13 protein-coding genes and 1 tRNA gene are annotated in these 21501 nt (G+C 59.1%); 11 read left to right on the forward strand and 3 right to left on the reverse strand.

Annotated features, from left to right (window positions below):
• The first annotated feature begins 6 nt into the window (after positions 1 to 6).
• From selA to PQR40_RS33805, 7 genes are all read left to right on the forward strand, one after another.
• Entirely contained in the window at positions 7 to 1437 is a 1431-nt protein-coding gene (gene selA / locus PQR40_RS33775) for an L-seryl-tRNA(Sec) selenium transferase (protein WP_408336106.1), read from the forward strand.
• Positions 1434 to 3359, forward strand: a complete 1926-nt coding sequence (selB, locus tag PQR40_RS33780; RefSeq protein WP_408510743.1) for a selenocysteine-specific translation elongation factor — start codon at positions 1434 to 1436, stop codon at positions 3357 to 3359. Before selA ends, selB begins: the two co-directional genes overlap by 4 nt.
• A gap of 51 nt (positions 3360 to 3410) precedes the next feature.
• Positions 3411 to 3503 (forward strand) — tRNA-Sec (locus PQR40_RS33785).
• 380 nt (positions 3504 to 3883) lie between these two features.
• The gene (locus PQR40_RS33790) at positions 3884 to 6589 is read left to right on the forward strand and encodes a TnsB C-terminal domain-containing protein (protein WP_408510744.1); all 2706 of its coding nucleotides are present in this window, start codon (positions 3884 to 3886) and stop codon (positions 6587 to 6589) included.
• 31 nt (positions 6590 to 6620) lie between these two features.
• Positions 6621 to 7724 carry an AAA family ATPase gene (locus PQR40_RS33795; protein WP_408510745.1) on the forward strand — a complete coding sequence of 368 codons (1104 nt, stop codon included), beginning with the start codon at positions 6621 to 6623 and terminating at the stop codon, positions 7722 to 7724.
• The gene (locus PQR40_RS33800) at positions 7717 to 9045 is read left to right on the forward strand and encodes a TniQ family protein (RefSeq protein WP_408510746.1); all 1329 of its coding nucleotides are present in this window, start codon (positions 7717 to 7719) and stop codon (positions 9043 to 9045) included. The genes PQR40_RS33795 and PQR40_RS33800 overlap by 8 nt, the downstream gene beginning before the upstream one ends.
• Before the next feature lie 108 nt (positions 9046 to 9153).
• Positions 9154 to 10509: a helix-turn-helix domain-containing protein gene (locus PQR40_RS33805; RefSeq protein ID WP_408510747.1), complete on the forward strand. Its 1356-nt coding sequence runs from the start codon at positions 9154 to 9156 to the stop codon at positions 10507 to 10509.
• A 482-nt stretch (positions 10510 to 10991) separates the two neighbouring features.
• On the opposite strand, the gene PQR40_RS33810 is transcribed toward PQR40_RS33805, so the two are convergent.
• From PQR40_RS33810 to PQR40_RS33820, 3 genes are all read right to left on the reverse strand, one after another.
• Entirely contained in the window at positions 10992 to 12566 is a 1575-nt protein-coding gene (locus tag PQR40_RS33810; RefSeq protein ID WP_408510748.1) for a tyrosine-type recombinase/integrase, read from the reverse strand.
• Positions 12563 to 13504 (reverse strand): DNA-binding protein, encoded by a 942-nt coding sequence (locus PQR40_RS33815; protein WP_408220533.1) that lies wholly within the window; start codon positions 13502 to 13504, stop codon positions 12563 to 12565. The genes PQR40_RS33810 and PQR40_RS33815 overlap by 4 nt, the downstream gene beginning before the upstream one ends.
• 1047 nt (positions 13505 to 14551) lie before the next feature.
• Positions 14552 to 15472, reverse strand: a complete 921-nt coding sequence (locus PQR40_RS33820; RefSeq protein WP_408510749.1) for a LysR family transcriptional regulator — start codon at positions 15470 to 15472, stop codon at positions 14552 to 14554.
• Positions 15473 to 15575: 103 nt separating this feature from the next.
• On the opposite strand from PQR40_RS33820, the gene PQR40_RS33825 reads away from it, so the two are divergent.
• The 4 genes from PQR40_RS33825 (at position 15576) to PQR40_RS33840 (ending at position 21500) form a co-directional block, all read left to right on the forward strand.
• Positions 15576 to 17018, forward strand: a complete 1443-nt coding sequence (locus PQR40_RS33825) for an aldehyde dehydrogenase family protein (protein ID WP_408510750.1) — start codon at positions 15576 to 15578, stop codon at positions 17016 to 17018.
• A gap of 17 nt (positions 17019 to 17035) precedes the next feature.
• Positions 17036 to 18082 carry a dipeptidase gene (locus PQR40_RS33830; RefSeq protein WP_408510751.1) on the forward strand — a complete coding sequence of 349 codons (1047 nt, stop codon included), beginning with the start codon at positions 17036 to 17038 and terminating at the stop codon, positions 18080 to 18082.
• 92 nt (positions 18083 to 18174) lie between these two features.
• Entirely contained in the window at positions 18175 to 19731 is a 1557-nt protein-coding gene (locus PQR40_RS33835) for a BCCT family transporter (RefSeq protein WP_408510752.1), read from the forward strand.
• Entirely contained in the window at positions 19728 to 21500 is a 1773-nt protein-coding gene (locus PQR40_RS33840) for a hypothetical protein (protein ID WP_408510753.1), read from the forward strand. The genes PQR40_RS33835 and PQR40_RS33840 overlap by 4 nt, the downstream gene beginning before the upstream one ends.
• The last annotated feature ends 1 nt before the right edge of the window (position 21501 follow it).

The raw sequence follows: 21501 nt of genomic DNA on the forward strand, positions 1-21501 counted from the left end.
TGCCTGGTGAGCGATGTAACCGGCTCTGAATTGCGCGCGCTGATGGCGCGTGTGCCGTCGGTGGAAAAAGTGATGGCGTCGGCCGAGTTTGCGGCGGTGCTGACGGAGTTCGGCCGCACGCAGGTGTTGGGTGCCTTGCGTCACGCGCTCGACACCTGGCGAGCCAGCGCGCAGCTAGGCGCCGCGTCGGTGAGCGCGCTCGATGTCGCGCAACTGCAGGTATCGGTCGAGGCCGCGCTGCGCCGGCGCAACGCAGCCCGCTTGCGCAGCGTCTTCAATTTGACCGGCACCGTGCTGCATACCAATCTCGGCCGCGCGTTGCTGCCGGACGAAGCGGTACAGGCCGTGATGAAAGCGCTCACGCAGCCGGCCAATCTCGAGTTCGATCTCGGCACCGGCAAGCGCGGTGATCGCGACGATCTGATCGACGAACTCATCTGCGAACTGACCGGCGCCGAAGCGGCGACCGTGGTCAACAACAATGCCGCCGCCGTATTGCTCACGCTATCCGCGTTGGCGTCGAAAAAAGAAGTGATCGTATCGCGTGGGGAACTGGTTGAAATCGGCGGCGCGTTTCGCATTCCAGACATCATGAGCCGTGCGGGCGCGAGGCTGCGCGAAGTCGGCACCACGAATCGCACGCACCTGAAGGACTACGACGAAGCCATTGGTCCGCAAACCGCCCTGCTGATGAAAGTCCACGCGAGCAACTACGCGATCAACGGATTCACCAAAGAGGTCAGTGTTGGCGCCATCGCACCGCTGGCCCACGCGCACGGCATTGCCGTTGCCGTCGACCTGGGCAGCGGCACGCTGGTCGATCTGACGCAATGGGGCTTGCCACGCGAGACGACGGTGCGCGAAACCATCGAAGCCGGTGCCGACCTTGTCACGTTCAGCGGCGACAAGCTGCTTGGCGGCCCGCAGGCCGGGTTGATCGTCGGCCGGCGTGATTTGATCGCAAAGATCAAGAAGCATCCCCTCAAGCGCGCGCTGCGGGTCGGCAAATTGACGCTCGCGGCGCTGGAACCCGTGCTTCAGATGTATCGTGCACCGGAGAAGCTCGCTGAGCGGCTGACTACGTTGCGCTTGCTCACGCGCCCGGGCGACGACATCCGGCTCGCCGCGGAGCGGGTGCAGCCTGCGCTGCAGCGTGCGGCTGGAGAGCGCTATGTCGTGGTGGCCGAGCCTATGTTCAGCCAGATCGGCAGCGGGGCGTTGCCCGTCGATGTGCTGCCGAGCTACGGCCTCGTCGTCAGAGTTGCAGACGGCAAACGTGGCGGCCGTCAATTGCTCGCGCTCGAGAAGCGGTTGCGCGAGATGGCGCGTCCGGTCATCGGCCGTATCGCGGACGACGCGTTGCGCCTCGACCTACGCTGTCTCGAAGCCGCCGACGAAGCGCAATTGATCGAGCAACTGACGAGCATGCACGCATGATCGTAGGTACGGCCGGACATATCGACCACGGCAAAACGAGTCTGGTGAGGGCGCTGTCGGGCGTCGATACGGATCGTCTCAAGGAAGAAAAAGCGCGCGGCATTTCGATCGAACTAGGCTATGCCTACGTGCCGCTCGAAAACGGCGACGTGCTCGGCCTGATCGACGTGCCGGGCCACGAAAAGCTCGTCCACACCATGACTGCGGGCGCGAGCGGAATCGATTTCGTGCTGCTCGTGATCGCTGCCGACGACGGCGTGATGCCGCAAACGCGCGAACATCTGGCGATTGTGGAACTGCTGGGCATCAAGCGTGGCGCGATAGCGTTGACCAAGATAGACCGCGTTGACGCGCAGCGGCTGCAGGAAGTGCACGACGAGATCGCGGTGTTTCTGAGCGGCAGCGTGCTGCAGGATGCACCGGTGTTCGACACCTGCGCGACGCGTGACGACGATCCAGGCGTGGCCGCGTTGAAGGCGCATCTGCACGAAGCGGCAGCAGCGTGGCGTATGACGCGCGACGACGGCCTGTTCCGTCTCGCGGTCGACCGGGTCTTCACGCTCTCGGGCCAAGGCACGATCGTGACAGGGACCGTGGTATCGGGGCGCGTGGCGATAGGCGATACGATGCTGCTCGCGCCGAAAGATCAGCCCGTGCGCGTGCGTAGCATTCATGCGCAGAATCGTCCGGCCGAGATCGGGCGGGCAGGCGAGCGCTGCGCATTGAACCTTGCGGGCATCGACAAAAGCGTGATTGATCGCGGCGACTGGATTGTCGATCCGCGTCTGTCGCAAGCCTCGGAACGTATCGACGTCATGCTGACACTGCTTGCCGATGCCCCATTGACGCTGGAGCATTGGGCGCCGCTGCATGTGCATCTGGGCACGCAGCATCAGGTGGCGCATGCCGCGTTGCTCGATGGCGAGTCGCTCGGCGCAGGTCAGCGGGCGCGTGTGCAGCTTGTGTTCGAGCGGCCGGTATGTGCGCTTCCCGGCGACCGCTTTGTCGTGCGCAATGCGCAGGCCAATCGCACGATTGGCGGAGGGCATGTGCTCGATCCGTTTGCGCCTTCACGCAAGCGTCGCTCCCCTGAGCGGCTGGCGTGGCTCGACGCGATTCAGATCATGCTCGACACCGGCACACTGGATCCGCTGCTCGCAAGGGCTCCGCATGGGTTGTCCCGATCGTTGCTGGAAAGGCTGACGGGCATGCAGGCGGCCGCGCTCGAGTTGCCGTCTAACACGCGCGTCGTGGAGCTTTCCGGTAGCGATGCGTTGTTGATCGCAGATGCGTCATGGCGGACCCAGGCTACGCGGCTGACCACGACACTCAGGCAGTACCACGAACGCTCGCCGGACGAACTGGGCCCGGACGTATCGCGCTTGCGGCGGATCGCGGCACCTCTCGTTGACGATGCTTTGTGGCGTGCGTTAGTCGACGATGCGGCGGCTCGCGGCGAGATTGTCAGGCGCGGGCCCTGGTTGCATCTGCCTGAGCACGCGGTGACACTCGACGACGCCGATCGCGCGCTCGCGCCGGTGCTGCTGACAGCGCTGAAAGACGGACGTTTCGATCCGCCATGGGTGCGCGATCTGGCCAACGCGCATGGCGCATCCGAAGATCGCGTGCGGCAGCTGCTGCGCAAGCTCGCGCGGCAAGGCGAGCTTTTTCAGGTCGTGCGTGATCTCTTTTATCACCAGGAGGTGATTCGCGAACTGGCTTCGATCGCGGCCTCGGAAGCACAAAAGAACACGGGTACGGTAGCGGCTGCACCGTTTCGCGATGTTACCGGTCTTGGCCGAAAACGCGCGATTCAGCTTTTGGAATTCTTCGACCGGGTTGGATATACTCGCTTTCACCGTGGCCTGCATCTGATGCGCACGGATAGTCGCGGGTTTGATCTGTTTTGGTTCAGCGTTTGAGTTGCGAAGTGTCGTTCAGGGTTCTGTCGTTCAGGTAGTTCAATCACCGTAGGAAGGCATTCGTGTCCGGTGGCGCGGCTGGGCTTCAAACCCAGTTGAGGGTGTTAGACGCTCTCAGGTCGGTTCGACTCCGGCTGCCTTCCGCCGCAGGTTTTACAAGGGTTTGCGGGCGGACTTGTAGCGGTTACCATAAATCTTCCGTTTGGAAGCTTTTTGGTTTAATCAATAAAATAATAATTTACATTTCGTTACATCTGTGAGCTATGTCGCCGCAATTAACGGCAATACATGCAAAGCCCGCCGGCACAAGGCCCGGGAGGGATGCGCGTCTCGACATGAGGCTCAAGTCGCTCGGTTGCCTTATTGTCAAATCTCCTCTGCTTGACCAACGCCAGTTAAGTTTATAGCGTTGGTTCAAACGCGCCTCTCAAGCAATTCCGTTCGCGATACCTAGCGTGACGTTGCTTGCCGGGCAGACATTTGTTGCGGCGATAAGCAAGCTTGTCATCATCATATGATTAGGTATGCAAATGAACGTGTTTTCTGTAGATAGATTGTATGAACTGTTTGACGAGCTTGGCGTTCCTCCAGCGGCGAGGATGAAAATTATCAATAGTTTCCGGAGACCTGCACGCGATTTACAGCCTAACCGCGCCCATGCACCGATGGACATGCCCTGCCCGAAGATGGGGATGACTATTCATGTTGCGAATGCCATTGAGAGAGCCGCTGCGAACGATTATTTGTTCGACTACGACGTTCTGGGCTATCTGGACAGCCCGTTTGAGCTAAATATCAAATATATGGGGCGAGGGGACAAGGTGGTGCGTTTTAACTGGTCACAAGGATTTCTCGTGATCACATCGTCATGCATCTACTTGGACGAGTGGTTCACGTTGGATTCCTTGAATAAAAAATGCAAACGTAACCCGACTCGCTACCAGAGAGAAGATACGGGTTTCCGATGTCCTCCCCTCGAGGAGGCCGCCAGCAAGTTAGGAATCACGTACAGGATCCGCATTGCAGAAGAGATTGACGTTACGACAGCCCGGAACAGAAATTTTTTGCGATCGTATCTGGTCGACAGGGAAAGCACGCTTTCGAGCTTCATTCGAGAAGTGGAAGCGTACTTCGATAGCGTCTCATTTACCACATTGGAAGAACTTCAAGAAGCGCTTCCAAAGTATAAGCTGGATGATTTTCATGTTGCACTAGCAGAAGGGAGAATTGCAGCGGACTTTTCAAGTGCTTTCGTGTGCGAGAAAAATCGCTTTATGGTTTTTCGGGATATTGAAAGTCGAGAAGTATATCGAGACGCATATCAGTTAGAGAGGCGGCTATCAACGCTTGAATTAGAGGGTTCGCCACCTGACTTCAGGGCTGGAACGAAGTTTGTGATGTGCTCGCATGTCTTTGAGGTCGCAGTTCGTGGAGACATCGATGCTTTGCTTAACTCGGAAGACGGGGGGCAGCCGATTGTCATTCCCACGGCGAATCTTTCTGATTTTTGGCATAACAATCAGATAACCATAATTAGTATTCCGCGGGAACATGGGAATACGTTGTGCTTGGATTCGCCATGGCGCCATGCATCTGTCTCCGCGGTTCAAAATGCGGTCCGGAAGCTTGAGTTGCTTGCTCTGTGGGAAGGTGGTGATCGTTCAACTGCAGTCACAGAAGCGTACACGGATCGATCATACAGGACCTTCCGGGCAGCCAGGGATAGTGCTTTGCGTGCAGGAGAAGATGTTCTTGCAGCTCTCCTGCCTAAGTGGCCGGAACGGGGGAATCGTCGAGCCAGGTTGAGTGAAGAAGTCGAAACGGAAATTGAGAAAGTCTTCAAAAATGAGTATGAATCTCTTCGCGGACCACGTAAGTGGTTCGTTTTCGGGGAACTCAGCAGGCGTTTGGAGAAAATTGGAGAAAAAATATCCAAGGTAACATTCCTGCGCCGCATAGCCAAAGAGACCGACGCGGAGACCGTGAGGAAGCGAGCGGGCGATAAGGCTGCTTATCAAGCCGCGCAATTCGTTTGGGTTATACGGCACGACACCCCTGTGCATGGTGACTATCCGATGCAGTATGTTCACATCGATCACACGGAGCTTGATGTAGAAGTGGTATCAAAGAAAACAGGAGAGTCTATTGGAAGGCCAATTTTGACTCTAGTCATATGTGCGTTCAGTCGAAGAATATTGGGATTTTATCTTTCGCTCCGTAAGCCACGATACTTGTCTTGTATGGCCGCATTGATGGACATGGTAAGACGATTCGGCCGTGCACCGGAATTTGTGGTGTTCGATGGAGGAACAGAATTTGGGGCAGCTGATTTCAAGTGGATGTTGCGCTTCCTTCGAATAGGAGAGAAGCCAAGAAAGACCTCTGCGTGTCGGGAGGGTGACGTGCTCGAGAGAATTTTCTGTATGTCGCAAAAGGCTTTTATTGAAAATCTATTTGGCAATACGAAGCTTAGAAAAAACCCTAGAGGATTGACGAAGAAATCCGATCCAAGCGGTCTGGCACGCCATACTTTAGAGGAACTCTATGAAGGACTTGAAAAATTCTTCTTTGACACATACGACAGGCGGCGTCACGGTACATTGTTAATGTCACCGCGACAGAAGTTCGAGAGCGGTCTAGATCGCTCTGGGAAGCGTCTCGGGCGACTTCGGCGCCTCAAAGACTGCATTCCTTGTGCGTTTCCTACAGTGCGGGGAACTACACGAGTGATCGACTGTCAGCGCGGAATACGAACTAATCATTCTCAATATAGGAATTCTCGCCTGGAGAGTCCTCAATACCACAGGATGTCTGTACAAGTTAAGAGTCATCCAATTGATCCGAACATAGTTTACGCGTTTGTGAACAAGGAGTGGTACCCCATGCTACGTGTGAAGACCGATGCCGATACCTCATCGACTGAGTTAATTTCGCTGGCGGAATCCGAGGAAAATGTCATTCTACATAGCAGAGTCCTTGAATCTCAGCACGAAGCGAATATGGCGACCTCTGCAATAGTCGAGAGCATGGATCAGAAATGGGCTGAGCGCGTCGCTGCGAATGGATGCGATCAGAACGATCAAGACACAGATGAGGAAACTGAAGGCGGGCAGCATAGCGCGGACGGTGCGGAATCGAAATCGTCCGATGGACCGGACGAAGACAAACCGCTCGCCGAACAGATGCAATTGCTCAAGTCAGGAGGTTACCATGCCAAGAGGTACAAATAGCGATTGTGAGGAAAGATGCCCAGACGACCTCGTGAATGCACCGATAAAAGTTCGTTTACAGTACTTCAAGAATGCGATTTTAGGTCACGATATTTTTGATGATGTCCTCGAAAAAATCGAAGCGGCGATTGAGTGCGGGCTGCCTGGAACAATGCTGGTTCTGGTTGGTCCTGCGGGCGTTGGGAAGTCCTCTGTTGGAGACGTATTGCACAAGAGAGTAAGTGAAGATTTCTTCGAAGCTAATCCGGATGATAAGCACACGATTCCATCGGTGTTGCTAGAGGCATGGTCTGGCGAAGAGGGTAGGTTTGACTTTAAGGAGTTCTATGAACAGATCCTCGAAGCCCTCCAGGCTCCGCTTATCTCTAATACATTGCCAGAGGTTAAAAGAGTCATATGCGGTCGAGAGTTTTTTCTGCCAGACATTACCAACCGCCGAGCGCCAACTGTTTCCGCGTATAGGGCACGTTTGCGACGATCTATAAGCGAACGTAAGCCGCGTTTCCTATTTTTCGACGAGGCGTCCGCAATCATAGCGTCGTCGAAGCCAGATCGCGTCCGGTCGAAATCGAACACGCTAAGGTCCATGGTCAACAGTTCAAACACCACAATGATCCTGTCCGGGGCCTATGATTTATATGATCTGGTTCTGCAAACTGGACAACTCGCCCGGCGCGGAGATGTAATCCATATGCCGGCCTATCTGCCGAGTCAGAAGCGAAAATTCGCAAAGGTCCTGTATGCGTTGCAGGATCTTATGCCAATGAAGGGAGGGTGCGACCTTACTCCGTTCGCCGACGATCTTTCAAACCAATCTCTATTTACGACAGGGCTTTTGAAAAAGATTCTCACTAACGCGATCGCGCTGTCAGACAAGCTCAAACGGCCGATCGATGAGGAAATCTTGAGCTTAAGTTACTACAAGCCTGCGCAGTTGGAGAAGCTTCAGCTGGAGATGTTTGATGGGTACTACAAGGTTGAAGGGGTTCAGCATCCCAACGACAAGCGTGAATTGATGCCAGTGACGACAGGGGAGGGTAGCGCGGAGGTTTCTACTACTACAACTGCAAAGAAGCGCGGTCGTGTCGGTAAAACCATTCCGACCAGAGGCGCCGTGGAGCACGGTCATGCATGAACTCGCGCCGCGCTACCGGGTGCGCCCGCGTGCGCTTTTTCAGCTAGAGCCTCGCGCGATCGGAACATGGGCGCGCCAGCGACTCACCAGCTACGTGCAAGAGCTCGCGATCACGTCGCTGATTCAGCCGCATGCACTCCGCGACCACTATGGACCATTTCCCTTTGGCGTTCGTTTTAGGGAGGGCGCGATCGATCCCGGCAAGGCGCCTAATATTAATGGAGCGGCGGACTGCGCGCGCAACTGGGTCTCCACCATAAGCGAGCTTGCGGGAAGGTCGGATATCGAAGGTCTGACACTCCTTCCCTTTGCAGACTTCGTCAGATTGGGCGGAGGGGCGCATCTGCATGCGCGCCGCATGTGGTGTAGGCGCTGTCTTCAAGATGATGTGGCTTCTGGCCAGCTACCATACGAACGACTGCTGTGGTCGATGAGGCAGGTCATGGTTTGCCCGCTACACGAGGACTTTCTTGAATGCGCCTGCCCTCATTGTGGTCGCTGCCAGACGAACGAGCTGGTTCGGGATTGCCTGCCCGGCCACTGCGGTTTTTGCCAGCATTTCTTGGGCGAAGAGGGGACCAGTGATGTAATGGAGTGCGACGGTGCCGCGTCAGAATACCAACTTTGGGTGGCACGAGATTTTGGCAATCTTTTGGATATGGATCGCGATCAGATTGAATGCGCTTCGCACGATAATGTGCGTCTCATGATGCGACTAGGGATAGCCAAAGCATGTCGTGGGAGACCGCAAGTGTTCTCAGAAAATTTGCGATTCGGTTGCGAAACTGTCAAGAACTGGGTGGGCGGATGGAGGAAGACGTCGCTCACCGTCATTAGCTCCCTGTCGTGGATATACGGTGTGCCCATGCGTGCATGGCTTCTGGGCCAAGTCGACACATGGGATTGCTGTTGTGTTAGAGAATTGCCGCTCGATATTCATCGGGATTCAGATTTCAGGACGAGATCCTATTGGTGCGATTGGGATGCCGTAGCGGCCCGGATTCTTGCAAAATTGGAAAGCAGCGAACCACCGCGTGGTGTGACTGATGCTGCGAAGATGGAGTACATGACGGTCGAAACCTTCAAAAAACGGATGCCTGACGTGTATCGACGGGTACGCGATGCGGCGATGCAGAGGCGCAACGCGTCTAGCGTAATAGCCAGCCACCGGCTCAGGCAAAGAATTCGCGAATGCATCGAGCAATTAATTCAGGAAGGTCTGCCGCCAACCCGAACGAGAGTCGCGACACGCCTTGGGAGGGGCTTGTTTCCGAAGGGAGAGAAGATCTACTGGGAGGAGATTCAGCATTTCAATGCATGATTGCTGCTTGGTCGCCAGGTTGGTGAAGCATTTAGTATGGAAACGCTGAGAATCAGATCGGAAGCAGGATAGTATCGCTGGTTGATTTTAATGTTGGAGGAATTTCCGGTGAACGGTCATCTTTCTCCTGAGAGAACTGCCTTTCATCTCAAGCCGGTCCGGTGTGCGGGCTCGGCCCGTCAGAAATTAACGGATTATGTCGTCCAGATCGCAAACAATTCGTTGCTGCCGTTCGACGTCATTGTGATGGAAATGGTGCGATGGCCAGCCTGTATTGACGGCTTGGATGCTACTCGTCGGCCTTTTGCGTCTGGCCAACATCTTGCACTTGCCAATGCACACGGCGAAACAGCAAGGTATTGGGTACAGCGCCTTACTGATCTAACCGGGCAGACGGATCTTGAGGCGCTCACACTTCTGCCGTTTGCCGGCGTGTTGCGGGATCCATTTGGACTGGTAGGCCACGCCCGGCGGTGGTGTCCAGTCTGCCTGCAGGATGATCTGCTAACTGGAGCAGAAATTTACGAACGCTTGATATGGTCGATAAGACTGGTGGAGCGATGTCCGATCCATGATGTTCCGCTAACCAGCGAATGTCCAAACTGTCAGTACAGGCACTGCAACGAGACTTGCCGCCGCTCCATCTCAGGGTACTGCGCTCGCTGCCATCATTGGCTTGGAGCGAGCCTGTCTTGCTATCGGAGATCTCTGCGCCGCCGCAGTCGCAATTCCTCGCGGCAAAAATGGCTCGCAAACGAATTTGCGTCCTTGCTAGACGTTCCAGATACGACGCTGATAAAGATGTCACAGGAAAACGCGGTTCTGATGCTTGAATCAGGAATCGATCGATTGGCTGGGGGCAGTGCAAAACGATTTGCGAGCAAATGCGGAAAATCGCCTTCAAGTCTATCGGAGTGGCGCGCAGGTCTGGTGATCCCGTCCATCCAAACGATTCTCGATATTTGTGAAAAGTTTCAGATTCGCTTGGTAGACTGGCTTTGTGCGAATTCCGATGCTTGGCCCGTTGACCCCGAGCGCCGAAAACACACCCATGGATATTCTCCGCGGCGAACTGCCTATTTGGAGCGAGACTGGTCGTCGATTGAGCGCAAACTCCGAACGATGGCCGATTCCGATAGATGCACGTTGAGCTGGAAGCAGACTGCAGAAAAGCTCGGTATTGATCCGTCACAACTACACGCCAAGTTTCCGGAACTCGCAGGAAAGATTTCTAGGAAGGCGCGCGAGCACAGAACTCGTGACAGCGTCAACCGAAGGGAGGCGCGACGTACTGTGTTATTAGGCAAATTGAAGCAGATTGTGCGGAAAATGTTGGTTGCCGGAATCGATCCAACGCGTCGCCGTGTAGAGGCCGAACTGACAAAGCACGGCATCGAATATCGATGGGCCGACTATCCGCTAATCGCTCAAGCGAGACATGAAGTAGACCGGGCGATTCCGTAAATTTCAGCACTTCCGCGATATTCGTCTTCCCAACGAAGTTCACCCAGCCACAAGGAGACGAAGGGTTGATCTGCCGATAGGTCGAGCAACCCTCCCGCCGGCATAAAGCGATTGACGAGAGGTGCTGCCTACCTGTTTGCGGTGATCGTTCCCGTCTGTTTGGCCGCCAGGAAAGCCATAGCGATCTCGTCGTCGTGAAAATCCTACATTGGCACGGATGACTCCTCGTGAGCTCTCCAGCGGCGTCTTCCATCAATTGCGTTGTGAAAGTCCATTGGGCGCCAGCTTTTCTCCAAATTACTTTCGTCGCTGCACGTCCAGGATAGTTCCGAGTTGGCTGATGGTGGGCGACGGGATCGCGCTAGCCTGAAAGGCAACCCTACCATCGCAGATGGGAATAAATTGCGGTTTGTTTGAGCAAGACTGTTCTCCGCGAGCAACCGAAATCTGCCGCGTTTGCCCGCGCGCTCTATGGTTGCATTTTAGCGATCAATGTTCGGAAAACTTCCCTCCACAAACGCACGCGTCTGCGCCAGATCGGTCTTCGCATAGGCGGCTGTCGTCTGCACCGATGCGTGACCGAGCAGCGTCTGCGCGACCGGCAGCGGCACCGCGTGCTCCACCACCAGCGCGCGCGCATAGCCATGCCGTAGCCAGTGGGTCGATGCTGCGCGCAGCATCGTGCGCGTCGCCAGATCTCCGGATGACACCTGCGCTTCGGCGGCCAGAAGCACGGCCTTGACCTCGTCGTACAGGCCGCTGTGACCCAGCGCGTCGCGCTTCTCACTGTGAATGAGGGGCACCCGTTCAAATGGTGACGGCCGCTCCGGCAGGGCCCGTGCAAGACGGTAGGCGCGCAGCGCCGGCATGCAGACGGACGGCAGCGGAATCGACCGGCGCTTGCTGCCTTTTCCCAGCACGTGGAGTGTCCACTGATCCTGCGGGTCAACCTCAAGCCTGGGCAGGCCCTCCGCTTCAGACCACGCCAGTTCTGCGAGTCGCACGCCGGCATAGCGATACAGCGACCAGATCGCGCGGCGACGCGCCCAGACCAGCGCCGACATTGTGGCCGGCGCGGTGCCACTGACCACCGCGTCGCACAGCGCCAGCACCTTGATTGGCATGATCCGGGACGGCGTCCAGCTGTCACGGGTGGCTGCGCCGCCGGACAGTTCAGCGGCGGGATTGGCGATCACGTAGCCGGTCCGCAGCCAGTAGCGGAAAAGGCTCGACACAACGGCGAGCGCCCGGGCACGGGTGGCGGCCTGCAGGCCAGCCGATTGGTTCCGTGTGGTGCCCGTCGCGGGTGTGGTGCGGCGGGTGCGCTCGAGCGACGTCCTGTACGTGAGTAGGTTGTCCCGGGTCAGGTCGGACAACGGCCCCAGTTGATGGCGATCGCACCACAGGATCAGGCGTCGCAGTTCCGCCAGATAGGCGCGCAACGTGTGGGGCGAGCGGCTTGCACGCTCGCGCAGGAAGAGGGCGACGGCCTGGGCGTCGTCCGCCACGCCCAGCGTATTGGTGACGGGCGACGCATTGGCAAAGCGGCCCGCGCGCGCCAGCCAGGCGCGGCCGGATGCGTCCGTTCCGGGCGCAAGCGCCGCCAGCCAGACGGCGGGACCGGCCGACGGGCTGGTGGATTCCGGCATTGCGACGGCGGTCATGGGCGCGTCTGCGCTCACCGCCGGCATCGCTGGTCGTGTGCCCGGCTGGTCCGGGGCGAACCTGAAGCGCCGGTGCTGCTTCAGCAGACGCAGCAGCACTGTGGCGGGCGCCGGTGCGCGATCAGGGGCGACCACCCGAAGCCGTCCGCGCTCCCAGTACTCGATGGCCGCATCGTGATCGAGCAGCAGCGCGAACACCACAGGATGGTCACGTTTTGCGTCGGCGAGCGACGGACAACCGCGCTTGAGTAACGTGAGCGTCCAGCGCGTATAGACCGGGTGGCCGGTGGCATCGGCCATGTATGCAAGTGCGGCGTCGATACCGTCAGGCAGGCGCTGCGGGGGCGCCGTGGCGGTATCGACCCAGCCGGCGAAACCGGCTGACCTGTTCATTTGGAGCGCCGCCGGTTGCTTGCGCTAGGTGCCGGCGACCCGCTGGTTGCCTTCCTGTGCCGGGATGGCCCGGTGGTGCCGGCGCGACTGTCCGGGATCCGCAGCAGCGCACGCTGTTCCGCGACAAGCGTGGTGAGTGCCGCCGCCTCTGCTGCCGCCCGCTGATGCGCGTCGCGCTCAGTGGCCAGGTCGGCCAGCAGGCGATCACGCAGCCCCTCGAGCGCTGCTGCCCGTTCCTGCGCCCGGGTGATCTGTTCCGTCAGACGTTCGCGTTCGGTCTGCAGCGCGTGGCGCTGATGTTCGGTTTCCTGCAGCAGTTGCCTGGAGAGACCTTCGTAGCGCGTATGAATTGCGGCGAATTCCTTTGCGTGCGTCTCTTTCTCTTGCACCAGGCTCGAGGCGGCCGCGTCCAGTTGCCGCTGCAGGTCTGCGGCGGCCGTCCGGTGAGCGTCGGACCGCTCGGTCAGGCTGCGACAGTCGGCCCGGAGGGTCGCCAGTTCGGTGTCGCGCGTGCCAAATTGCGAGCGCAGTTCCGCCAGTTCAACCCGCAGCATTTCCGTGCGCAGGTCGGCGTCGCGGTGAGCTGCGGCCGATGCCTCCGCCTGTTGTATGGCGCCAGCCCGGAGCCGCATCACATCGTCAAGCTGGACGGCGACGGCCGCCTGCCATAAGGCGCGCATGTGCGCCGCAATTTCGTCGGGCAGATCGGGAATTGCCACGCCAGCCAGGCCCGAGCGGACCACTTCGGCCTCGATGTCGTTCAGTACGCGCGACAGGGTGGAAGGGTCACCGGCTCCGAGCCGTGCGCGCAGTTTGCGCACCGACACGACCTTGCGGAAACGCGTGCCGGAGGGCGGGTCAGGGTCGCCGGCCTCGGCGAGCATCGCGAGCACGGCAGAACGGATGTCGTCACGGGTGACGGCGGCGGGGCGCGGCATGACGGATCTCCAGTGCGCCGCCCAGAGGTGCGGGCCCGGAGGGGCGGGCAGGGCACGTGGGCGCGACGCAGGCGGGAAATTCCACTTTAGATTACGCACACGGCTTACGCCAGAAAACCGGTTTCCAGCCGGGAATAAACAGGGAAGCCGCGATAACTGCCCTTATCGCGGCAAACCACAGTCAACCCTCACCGGCTGGCGAAGGACACTGGCGCTATTCGCCGGAAACGGGCACCGTCCGGGCCTGCCAACGAGACGAGTCCGGGCTGGAACGCCCGTAGATCAGGACCTGCAAAGCGGTCCGACCGGTCATAAGGGTGCCCGTGCCGCTGGACTCGTCCCCGCGATGTCTAGCTAGCCACCGTGGCCGGTGCGCAGGAGGGCGGCGGTCTGTTCCACTTCGGCGGGCGTTAGCCGGTCCATTGAGGCGGTAACCGGTAGCGTGGGGAAGGGGGCGCGCCCAGCACGCCTGCCGTCTGCTCAATCTTGCCAAGCGTAGGGGACTTCAGTTCACGATTCGCGATCGACTCGATGAGCTCGCGTGGGGAATCTCTTTTTCAGGGAGAACGGGTAAAGGAGCAGTAGACCCATAGTTCCCGGGCACGGTCAGGTGGCGACCTTCGCTGGCAACGGAGTTTGGACTTTCGGGCGTCGGTTGCGCCCTGGGAAGCAACCGTTGAGATAGCGGGAATGAACGTCGCTTCGTCGGCCATTACCGACACTCAGGCATCGCCGCCGGTGAGGCCGTTACATGCTCCTTTCCTGACGTTCGCACAGGGGCAGCGCGAATGTAAGTTCCCGCCGCAAACCGATGCGAAGTTTTACCCCTGAACGGACCGCGGGTCGGGTGCCATCTAATCGACAGCTTCAAGGTGTAGTCATTTGCTCCTTCGAGTCACTCCGCAGATCATCGACAAAGCGATCGCCGGAGAAGTCGAGTGCTTCTTCTCAAGCCTGGTTTATCTCCGCGGCTAGCCAAGCGATAGAACTTAACGACTGAAGTCGCTCAGATAAGCTTGATCGCTTGATCCCGCGCGCAACAAGGACTCAATTGGGAAGCAACCGTCGCACGAGTTCCGGAAACCGGGATGTGTTGATATCCTCGACGAAACTCGCCCGCAGCGCATCCGCTGCCGGACTGAGCGATCTTCCCGCAAGTTCGACAAATCCCACGGTGCGCTCGATGCGCGGCGCGTCGAGCGGGATGAAGCGCAGCGTGTCACGATAACGTTGCTTCGCAAGGTAAGGCAGCACGGTGAGCCCGACGCCGCTTTCCACTGCGGCCAGCAGCGTGGTTGTATTGGCGATGAAGATGTCGTCCTGTTGGGCCGCTGCTTTACGCACTGCGGAAGGCAAAGCGCGCATTGTGCCGTTGCCGATCAGCAGATACCCCGACAGATCGCTCCATTCGACCCGGCGTTGCCTGAAAAGTGCGTGTCCGGAATTCACGACCACGCACATCACGTCTGCGATCAGCGGCGTAAAGCTCAACGCCGATTCGGACTCGGAGGCACTCGCGATGCCGAAATCGATCGCGCCGGAGCGCACGCGGTCGTGGATGTAAGCGGCCGTGCCGTCTTCGACATGAAGCTGGATGCCCGGATAGCGTGCGGTGAACCGGCTGATCGCGCGCGGCAGCATTTCGTGAGCGACCGACGGCACGGCGGCGACCCGCACACTGCCGCCACGCACGCGCGCGACGTCGATGGCTGCGGCGATCGTGCGTTCGTAGTGCTCGACGAGTTTCCTCGCTTCGCCATAGAGCATGGAGCCGAACGGCGTTGGCGTCGCATGGCTGCCCTTTTCAAAGAGCGGTGCGCCGAGCGCGGTTTCCAGTTCCTTCACGGATAGCGACAGCGCCGGCTGGCTGCGGAACACGGCCTTCGCCGCAGCCTTGAAGCCGCCATGCTCGACAACGGAAACGAAGTGCCGCAACTGCGCGATCTTTACATCCGGGAATCGGTCCATGGCTTAAATAAGTTTTGCAAATAAATTTATCAAAACAATTGGTTTTGATTATTTTACAGCCGTTTCTAGAATCGGTCTCATGTCAAACGCATAGAGATCGAAGATGAATCCTCAGACTTTTTTGAACTGGATCGACGGCCATTGGGTGGCCGGCGAAATGGTTGTCGAGAACCGCAATCCGTCCGACACGAATGACCTGATCGGCTGCTACACGCAGGCAACCAGCGGCCAGGTGCACACAGCCATTGCAGCCGCGGCCATCGCGCAACCTGTCTGGGCTGCAACTGGACTTGAAAAGCGGCACGACGTGCTGCGGGCTATCGGCGACGAACTGATCGCGCGAAGTCAGGAACTGGGGCGGCTGCTGGCGCGCGAAGAGGGCAAGACGCTCGCGGAAGGCGTCGGCGAAGTCTACCGGTCAGGACAGTTCTTCCATTACTTCGCCGCCGAGGTGCTCCGTCAGTTAGGCGGCAAGGCCGATTCGGTCCGCGCGGGCATCGAGATCGATATCCAGCGCGAGGCGCTCGGTGTCGTCGGCGTGATCACGCCCTGGAATTTCCCCATGGCGACCGCGAGCTGGAAAATCGCACCCGCGCTCGCGTTCGGTAACGCGGTGCTGTTCAAGCCAGCCAATCTGACGCCCGCCAGTGCCTGGGTGCTCACGGAAATCATCAGCCGCCAGGCATTGCCTACCGGCACCTTCAACCTGCTGATGGGCGCGGGCGCATCGGTTGGCAACGAGCTTGCCGCTTCCCAATCGGTCAACGGCATTTCCTTTACCGGCTCGGTGGACACCGGCCGGCGCATCGCGGGCGTCGCCGCGCCGAATCTCATCAAGCTGCAGATGGAGATGGGCAGCAAGAACGCGCTCGTGGTGCTCGACGATGCGGACCTCGACCTCGCCGTCGAATGCGCGTTTCAGGGTGCCTATTCGGGCACGGGGCAAAAATGCACGGCCTCGTCGCGGCTGGTGGTGACGCACGCGGTGTACCGGCCGTTCGTCGAACGGCTCACTGCAAAACTGCGCAGCGTAAAGGTGGGGCGCGCGCTCGATGACGGCGTGCAGATGGGCCCGGTCGTCGATGCGCGCCAACTCGAACAGAATCTTCGGTATATCGAGATCGGCAAGCGCGAAGGCGCACGGCTCGTGCATGGCGGCGAACATCTCGCACAGCCCGAGCGCGCGTACTGCATGTCGCCGGCCTTGTTCGACGAAGGCCGCAACGACATGCAACTCAATCGCGACGAAGTGTTCGGCCCGATTGCCTGTGTGATACCGGTGCGCGACTACGACGAGGCGTTGGCGGTTTCGAACGATACGCCGTTCGGTCTGACGGCGGGCATCGTTACGCAATCGCTCAAGCACGCCACGCATTTCCGGCGCCACGCTCAGGCTGGCTGTGTGATGGTGAATCTGCCGACCGCGGGAACCGACTATCACGTGCCATTCGGCGGCCGCAAATCATCGAGTTACGGCCCGCGCGAGCAGGGTCCTAATGCAGCCGAGTTCTATACGACGCTGAAGACTTCCTACACGCGCGCCTGAACGGACGGGAGTACGCCATGAGCATTCATAACACCTTGCTTGTCGTCGACGGCACGCAGTACTCGAACTGGAACCGGCAGATTTTTGAAGAGATGCGTGCCGGCGGAGTGGCCGCGGTCAATGCGACGATCGTCTACTGGGAGAATGCGCGCGAAACACTGTCGCGTATCGCCGAGTGGAACGCACTTTATGAGCGCCACAGTGACCTCGTGATGCCCGCGCGCACGATGGACGACATTGCACGTGCAAAGCGCGCCGGCAAGATCGCAATTCTCTACGGATTGCAGAACTGTTCGCCGATCGAGGACGATATCGGTCTCGTCGAGGTGTTCCGCGATCTCGGCGTGCGCACCATGCAACTGACGTACAACAACCAGAGCCTGCTTGCGACAGGCTGTTATGAGTCGTCCGACAGCGGTGTCACGCGGTTTGGCCGCGTGGTGATCGAGGAAATGAACCGCGTCGGCATGATCGTCGATATGTCGCACAGTGCCGAGCGCTCCACGTTGGAGGCGATCGAGATTTCCGCGCAGCCGATCGTGATCAGTCACGCGAATCCGAGCTTTTTCCACGAAGCCAAACGCAACAAATCGGACCACGTATTACGTGCTCTCGCGGCGCGCGGCGGCTTGGCAGGATTCAGCCTTTATCCCTTCCATCTGAAGAACGGCAGCCGTTGCACCGCCGGCGAATTCACCGACATGGTGGCGCGGACCGTCGATCTGATCGGTATCGACCACGTCGGCATCGGCAGCGATCTGTGTCAGGGGCAGCCGTATAGCGTGCTCGAGTGGATGCGCAATGGCCGCTGGAGCAAGGAGACGGATTTTGGCGAAGGCAGCGCGAACAATGCGGCATGGCCCGAGCCGGTCAGCTGGTTCCGATCGAGCGCGGACTTTCCAAACCTGACGGCCGCGCTGGAGCACGCAGGTTTTGCCGACGCCGACATCGCGAAGATCATGGGCGGCAACTGGATGCGGATTCTACGTGACGCGGAAAACAGCCGTTACGCGAGTGCGCCCGAGACAGGTGAAGCGCAACGCTGCGCAGCGGCTATGTCCTAGCCGCACCACTGCTTCGTTACAACAATTCAAACGGTGCCGCCTTCATACAACAACGTACCGGCGCCATAACGATTTATCCTCCTGGAGGAGACATGGAAATTCCAACTACGGCAAGCATTGCAGCCAAAGGTCATGCAGTGGCTCATCGCAAAGGAAGCATCGACTGGCCCATTTTCTGGATCAGCGGCGGCTTCTTCCTGCTGTTCCTGATCGCAGCGCTGGTCAATCTGCCCTGGCTAACCACGGCGGTGGACACGGCTTTCACCTGGGCCACAAGGGGGTTCGGGCTTTACTGGCAAGTGCTGATGCTCGCCACCTTCGCAGTCAGTCTCGGCATCGCGTTTTCGAAGCTCGGGCGCGTGAAACTCGGTGGCATCGCGCAAAAACCGTCCAATTCGACGTTCAACTGGGTGGTGATCATCATGTGCGCGTTGCTGGCCGGCGGCGGTGCATTCTGGGCAGCCGCCGAGCCCTTGATGCATTTCGTCAACCCGCCGCCCTTTTACGGGGTGGCAGGCAAGACCTATGCGGGCGGTGTCGGGGCGCTTGCGCAATCCTTCCTGCACTGGGGCTTTCTCGCGTGGGCCGTGCTGGGCAGTCTGCTGAGTATCGTGTTGATGCATTTGCACTATGACAAGGGCTTGCCGCTTGCGCCACGTACGTTGCTGTATCCGTTGTTCGGCGCACGGGCTCTCAAAGGACCGATTGCAGCGATAGCCGATGCAACGTCGATCATTGCAGTTGCCGCGGGGACAATTGGACCGATCGGCTTCCTCGGTCTGCAGATTGCCTACGTGCTCCATTCCGTCTGGAACGTACCCGACACAATCGCCACGCAGGCACTCGTCATTCTTGCAGTCACGGCGATCTTCACGGCGGCTTGCATCGCTGGCCTCGAAGGACTGCGTTTTGTCTGCAAGATCCACGTGTGGCTGATGCTCGGACTCGCCGCATTCCTTTACGTGTTCGGGCCGACCGAGTTTCTGACCACGGTCTTTTTCAAGGCGTTCGCCACGCACATTGTCGATTTCGCGCAGACCGCCATGTATCGCGGCGATGGCAAGTGGCTCAATTCATGGACGCTCTTCTACTGGGGCTGGTTCATTGGCTACGCGCCGATCATGGCGATCTACGTCGCGAAAGTGTCGCGCGGCCGCACGATCCGCGAAGTGGTGGTGCTGCTGTCGGTCGCGGCGCCGCTGATCACGATGCTGTGGTTCACGCTGGTCGGCGGCACCGGAATCGGTCTCGAACTGAAGTCACCCGGTGTGGTGATCGGCCATGGCACGCAACCCGAGGCGCTGCTGTTAGGCGTTGCGCAGGCGATGCCGTTGCGTAACCTGATTTCCGCGTTGTTCCTGTTTCTCAGCTTCTTCTCGGTGGTGACGAACGGCGGCTCGATGGCTTACACCATCGCGATGGCGGTGACCGGCGATCGCGGCGAGCCTGCAAACTGGTTGAAGATTTTCTGGGCGGTCGGCATGGGTCTGGTGGGTGCGGTGTTGATTACGATGGGTGCCGGCGGCGTGAGCGCGTTGCAGTCGTTCATTGTGATTACGGCCGTGCCTGTGTCGATCATCATTCTGCCTTCGTTGTGGGACGCGGTTCGCATCGCCCGCACGATGGCCGCAGAGCAAGGAGTGAAATGATGGCGCACGACGCGATCATGGAAGAACAACGCGGGCATCTTGCGGGATTCGGCGAACCTGTGGACCCCGCGGCGCATCCCAGTGCACCGCTACGCAGTCCCGACATCACGAACCGCACCGAGCGTCTCGGTGCGATGCACGGTACCCGTCTGAGCTTCGTGCGTTCGCTCGTGCGACGGATGGCGCACGACAACTGGCGGGTCCGCGTCACCCACATGGATCTCGATGACAACGGCTACGGTGTCTGCATCTATACCATCGAAGCCTATGGCGAGCGCTACAGTCAGGTGATTTTCTCGCAGCATCTCGACGACGCCGAGCGGACCGACCGGGTCATCGCCCAGAAGTGGGACGTTACATCAGCGCTGATCAGCGGAGTCCCCAACGCCGCCGACATCGAGTATCTGCGCGGGAATGTACCGTTGCAGGAAGCGGGACGTCTGCGCGCAAATGACCTCGTCCTGTGCCGCGCGAACAAGAGCGTGCGCAACTTTAGCTACGTGGCGGAATGCCTTGCCGCGGGCAGGCAACCGGATCCCGCCATGTTCGAAAGGGTCGGCTATCTGATCCGGACGACCGCGGTGTACGGCAACGGAAAATTCGGTATTGCGGACTATCCGCGGCTCGTCGACAGCCAGGCATTCAATCGCGGCTTCTCCGCGCAGATGTGCGCCGTCTTCGTGCTGCGTGACTTCAGCGTGCGGCTTGCCGAGCACGTTGCGGCGCGGCGCAATCCGCGCGCAGCGGTCAAGCTGGCGCACAGCTTCCGGCGCTATCTCGGCGTGGGCAATGCAACCGGGCTTGGCATGGCGCCGTTTCTCGTGCGTCATCCGATTCAGGTCGATCAGTGGATACGGGCACGCGAGACTGCACTTGCTCGCGTGCTCGGCGTTGAATCAGTCGAACCCGCTGCGTTCGGACGCTGTATGGGATTGATCGCGCGTGCGGCACGCCACGTTTCGCAGGTTCACACCGATCATTCGCAGGAAGTGGCCCGCAATGCGTTGATTCTTGCAGAGTTGCCACGGCTGGAGCGTGAGCTGCAGATACGTTACGAACGAAAAGACACGTTCCGCTGGGGCGAGTTGTTTGCGTGGACGGCTCAGGCGCTTTCCTGTGAGACGCAGGAAGTCTTCGTCACTGTGTTGCTCGAGCTTTATCCGGCCCTGGTGGATTCGATTGAATGTGCGGCGCCGGTGGATGATGCGCAAACGCTCGATCCAGACATGTCTGTTGGAGAATTGCTCAAGATTGTCGAACAGGACTACCGATGGGTATTCGAACAGCCCGAAGCGCAACGTGACGACGATCATTTCTTCTGGTACAGGTCAGCGGAAAAGGAAGAGCCGCGGCTTGGCGTGCGTGTCGAGGAGAGAGGGGCAGAGCGGGAGGTGCCACTGGATATCGCGCGTCAGGTGCTGCGCCTGCACACGAAACTGAAAGCGGAAACGGACGGCTTACGCACTGTCGCGGAGTTTGTCGGTGAGTCGCCTGAGCATCGCGCCATTGTGCGGCGAATTCAGGCGCTCGCATCGCACGCTTACGGCGAAATCCGTCACAACCTGCTTGCGCGAGACATGCTGCCGATCGATCTGATGCGAGCCAAGCTGTCCATGTTCGGTGCGAGCAAGTTCGATCCGAAGTCGAATCTTTGGGTTCGGGTCACGCTCTTTCAGGGAGCCCCGACGCTCGATGATCTGTCGCCGGAGATGGTCGACGATTGGGCGTTTCCGTGTGTGCCGGGCGGCCACGAGATAGGGGGGCTTTAAC

This window comes from Paraburkholderia sediminicola, assembly GCF_046026855.1.
GTDB classification, from domain to species: Bacteria; Pseudomonadota; Gammaproteobacteria; order Burkholderiales; family Burkholderiaceae; genus Paraburkholderia; species Paraburkholderia sediminicola_A.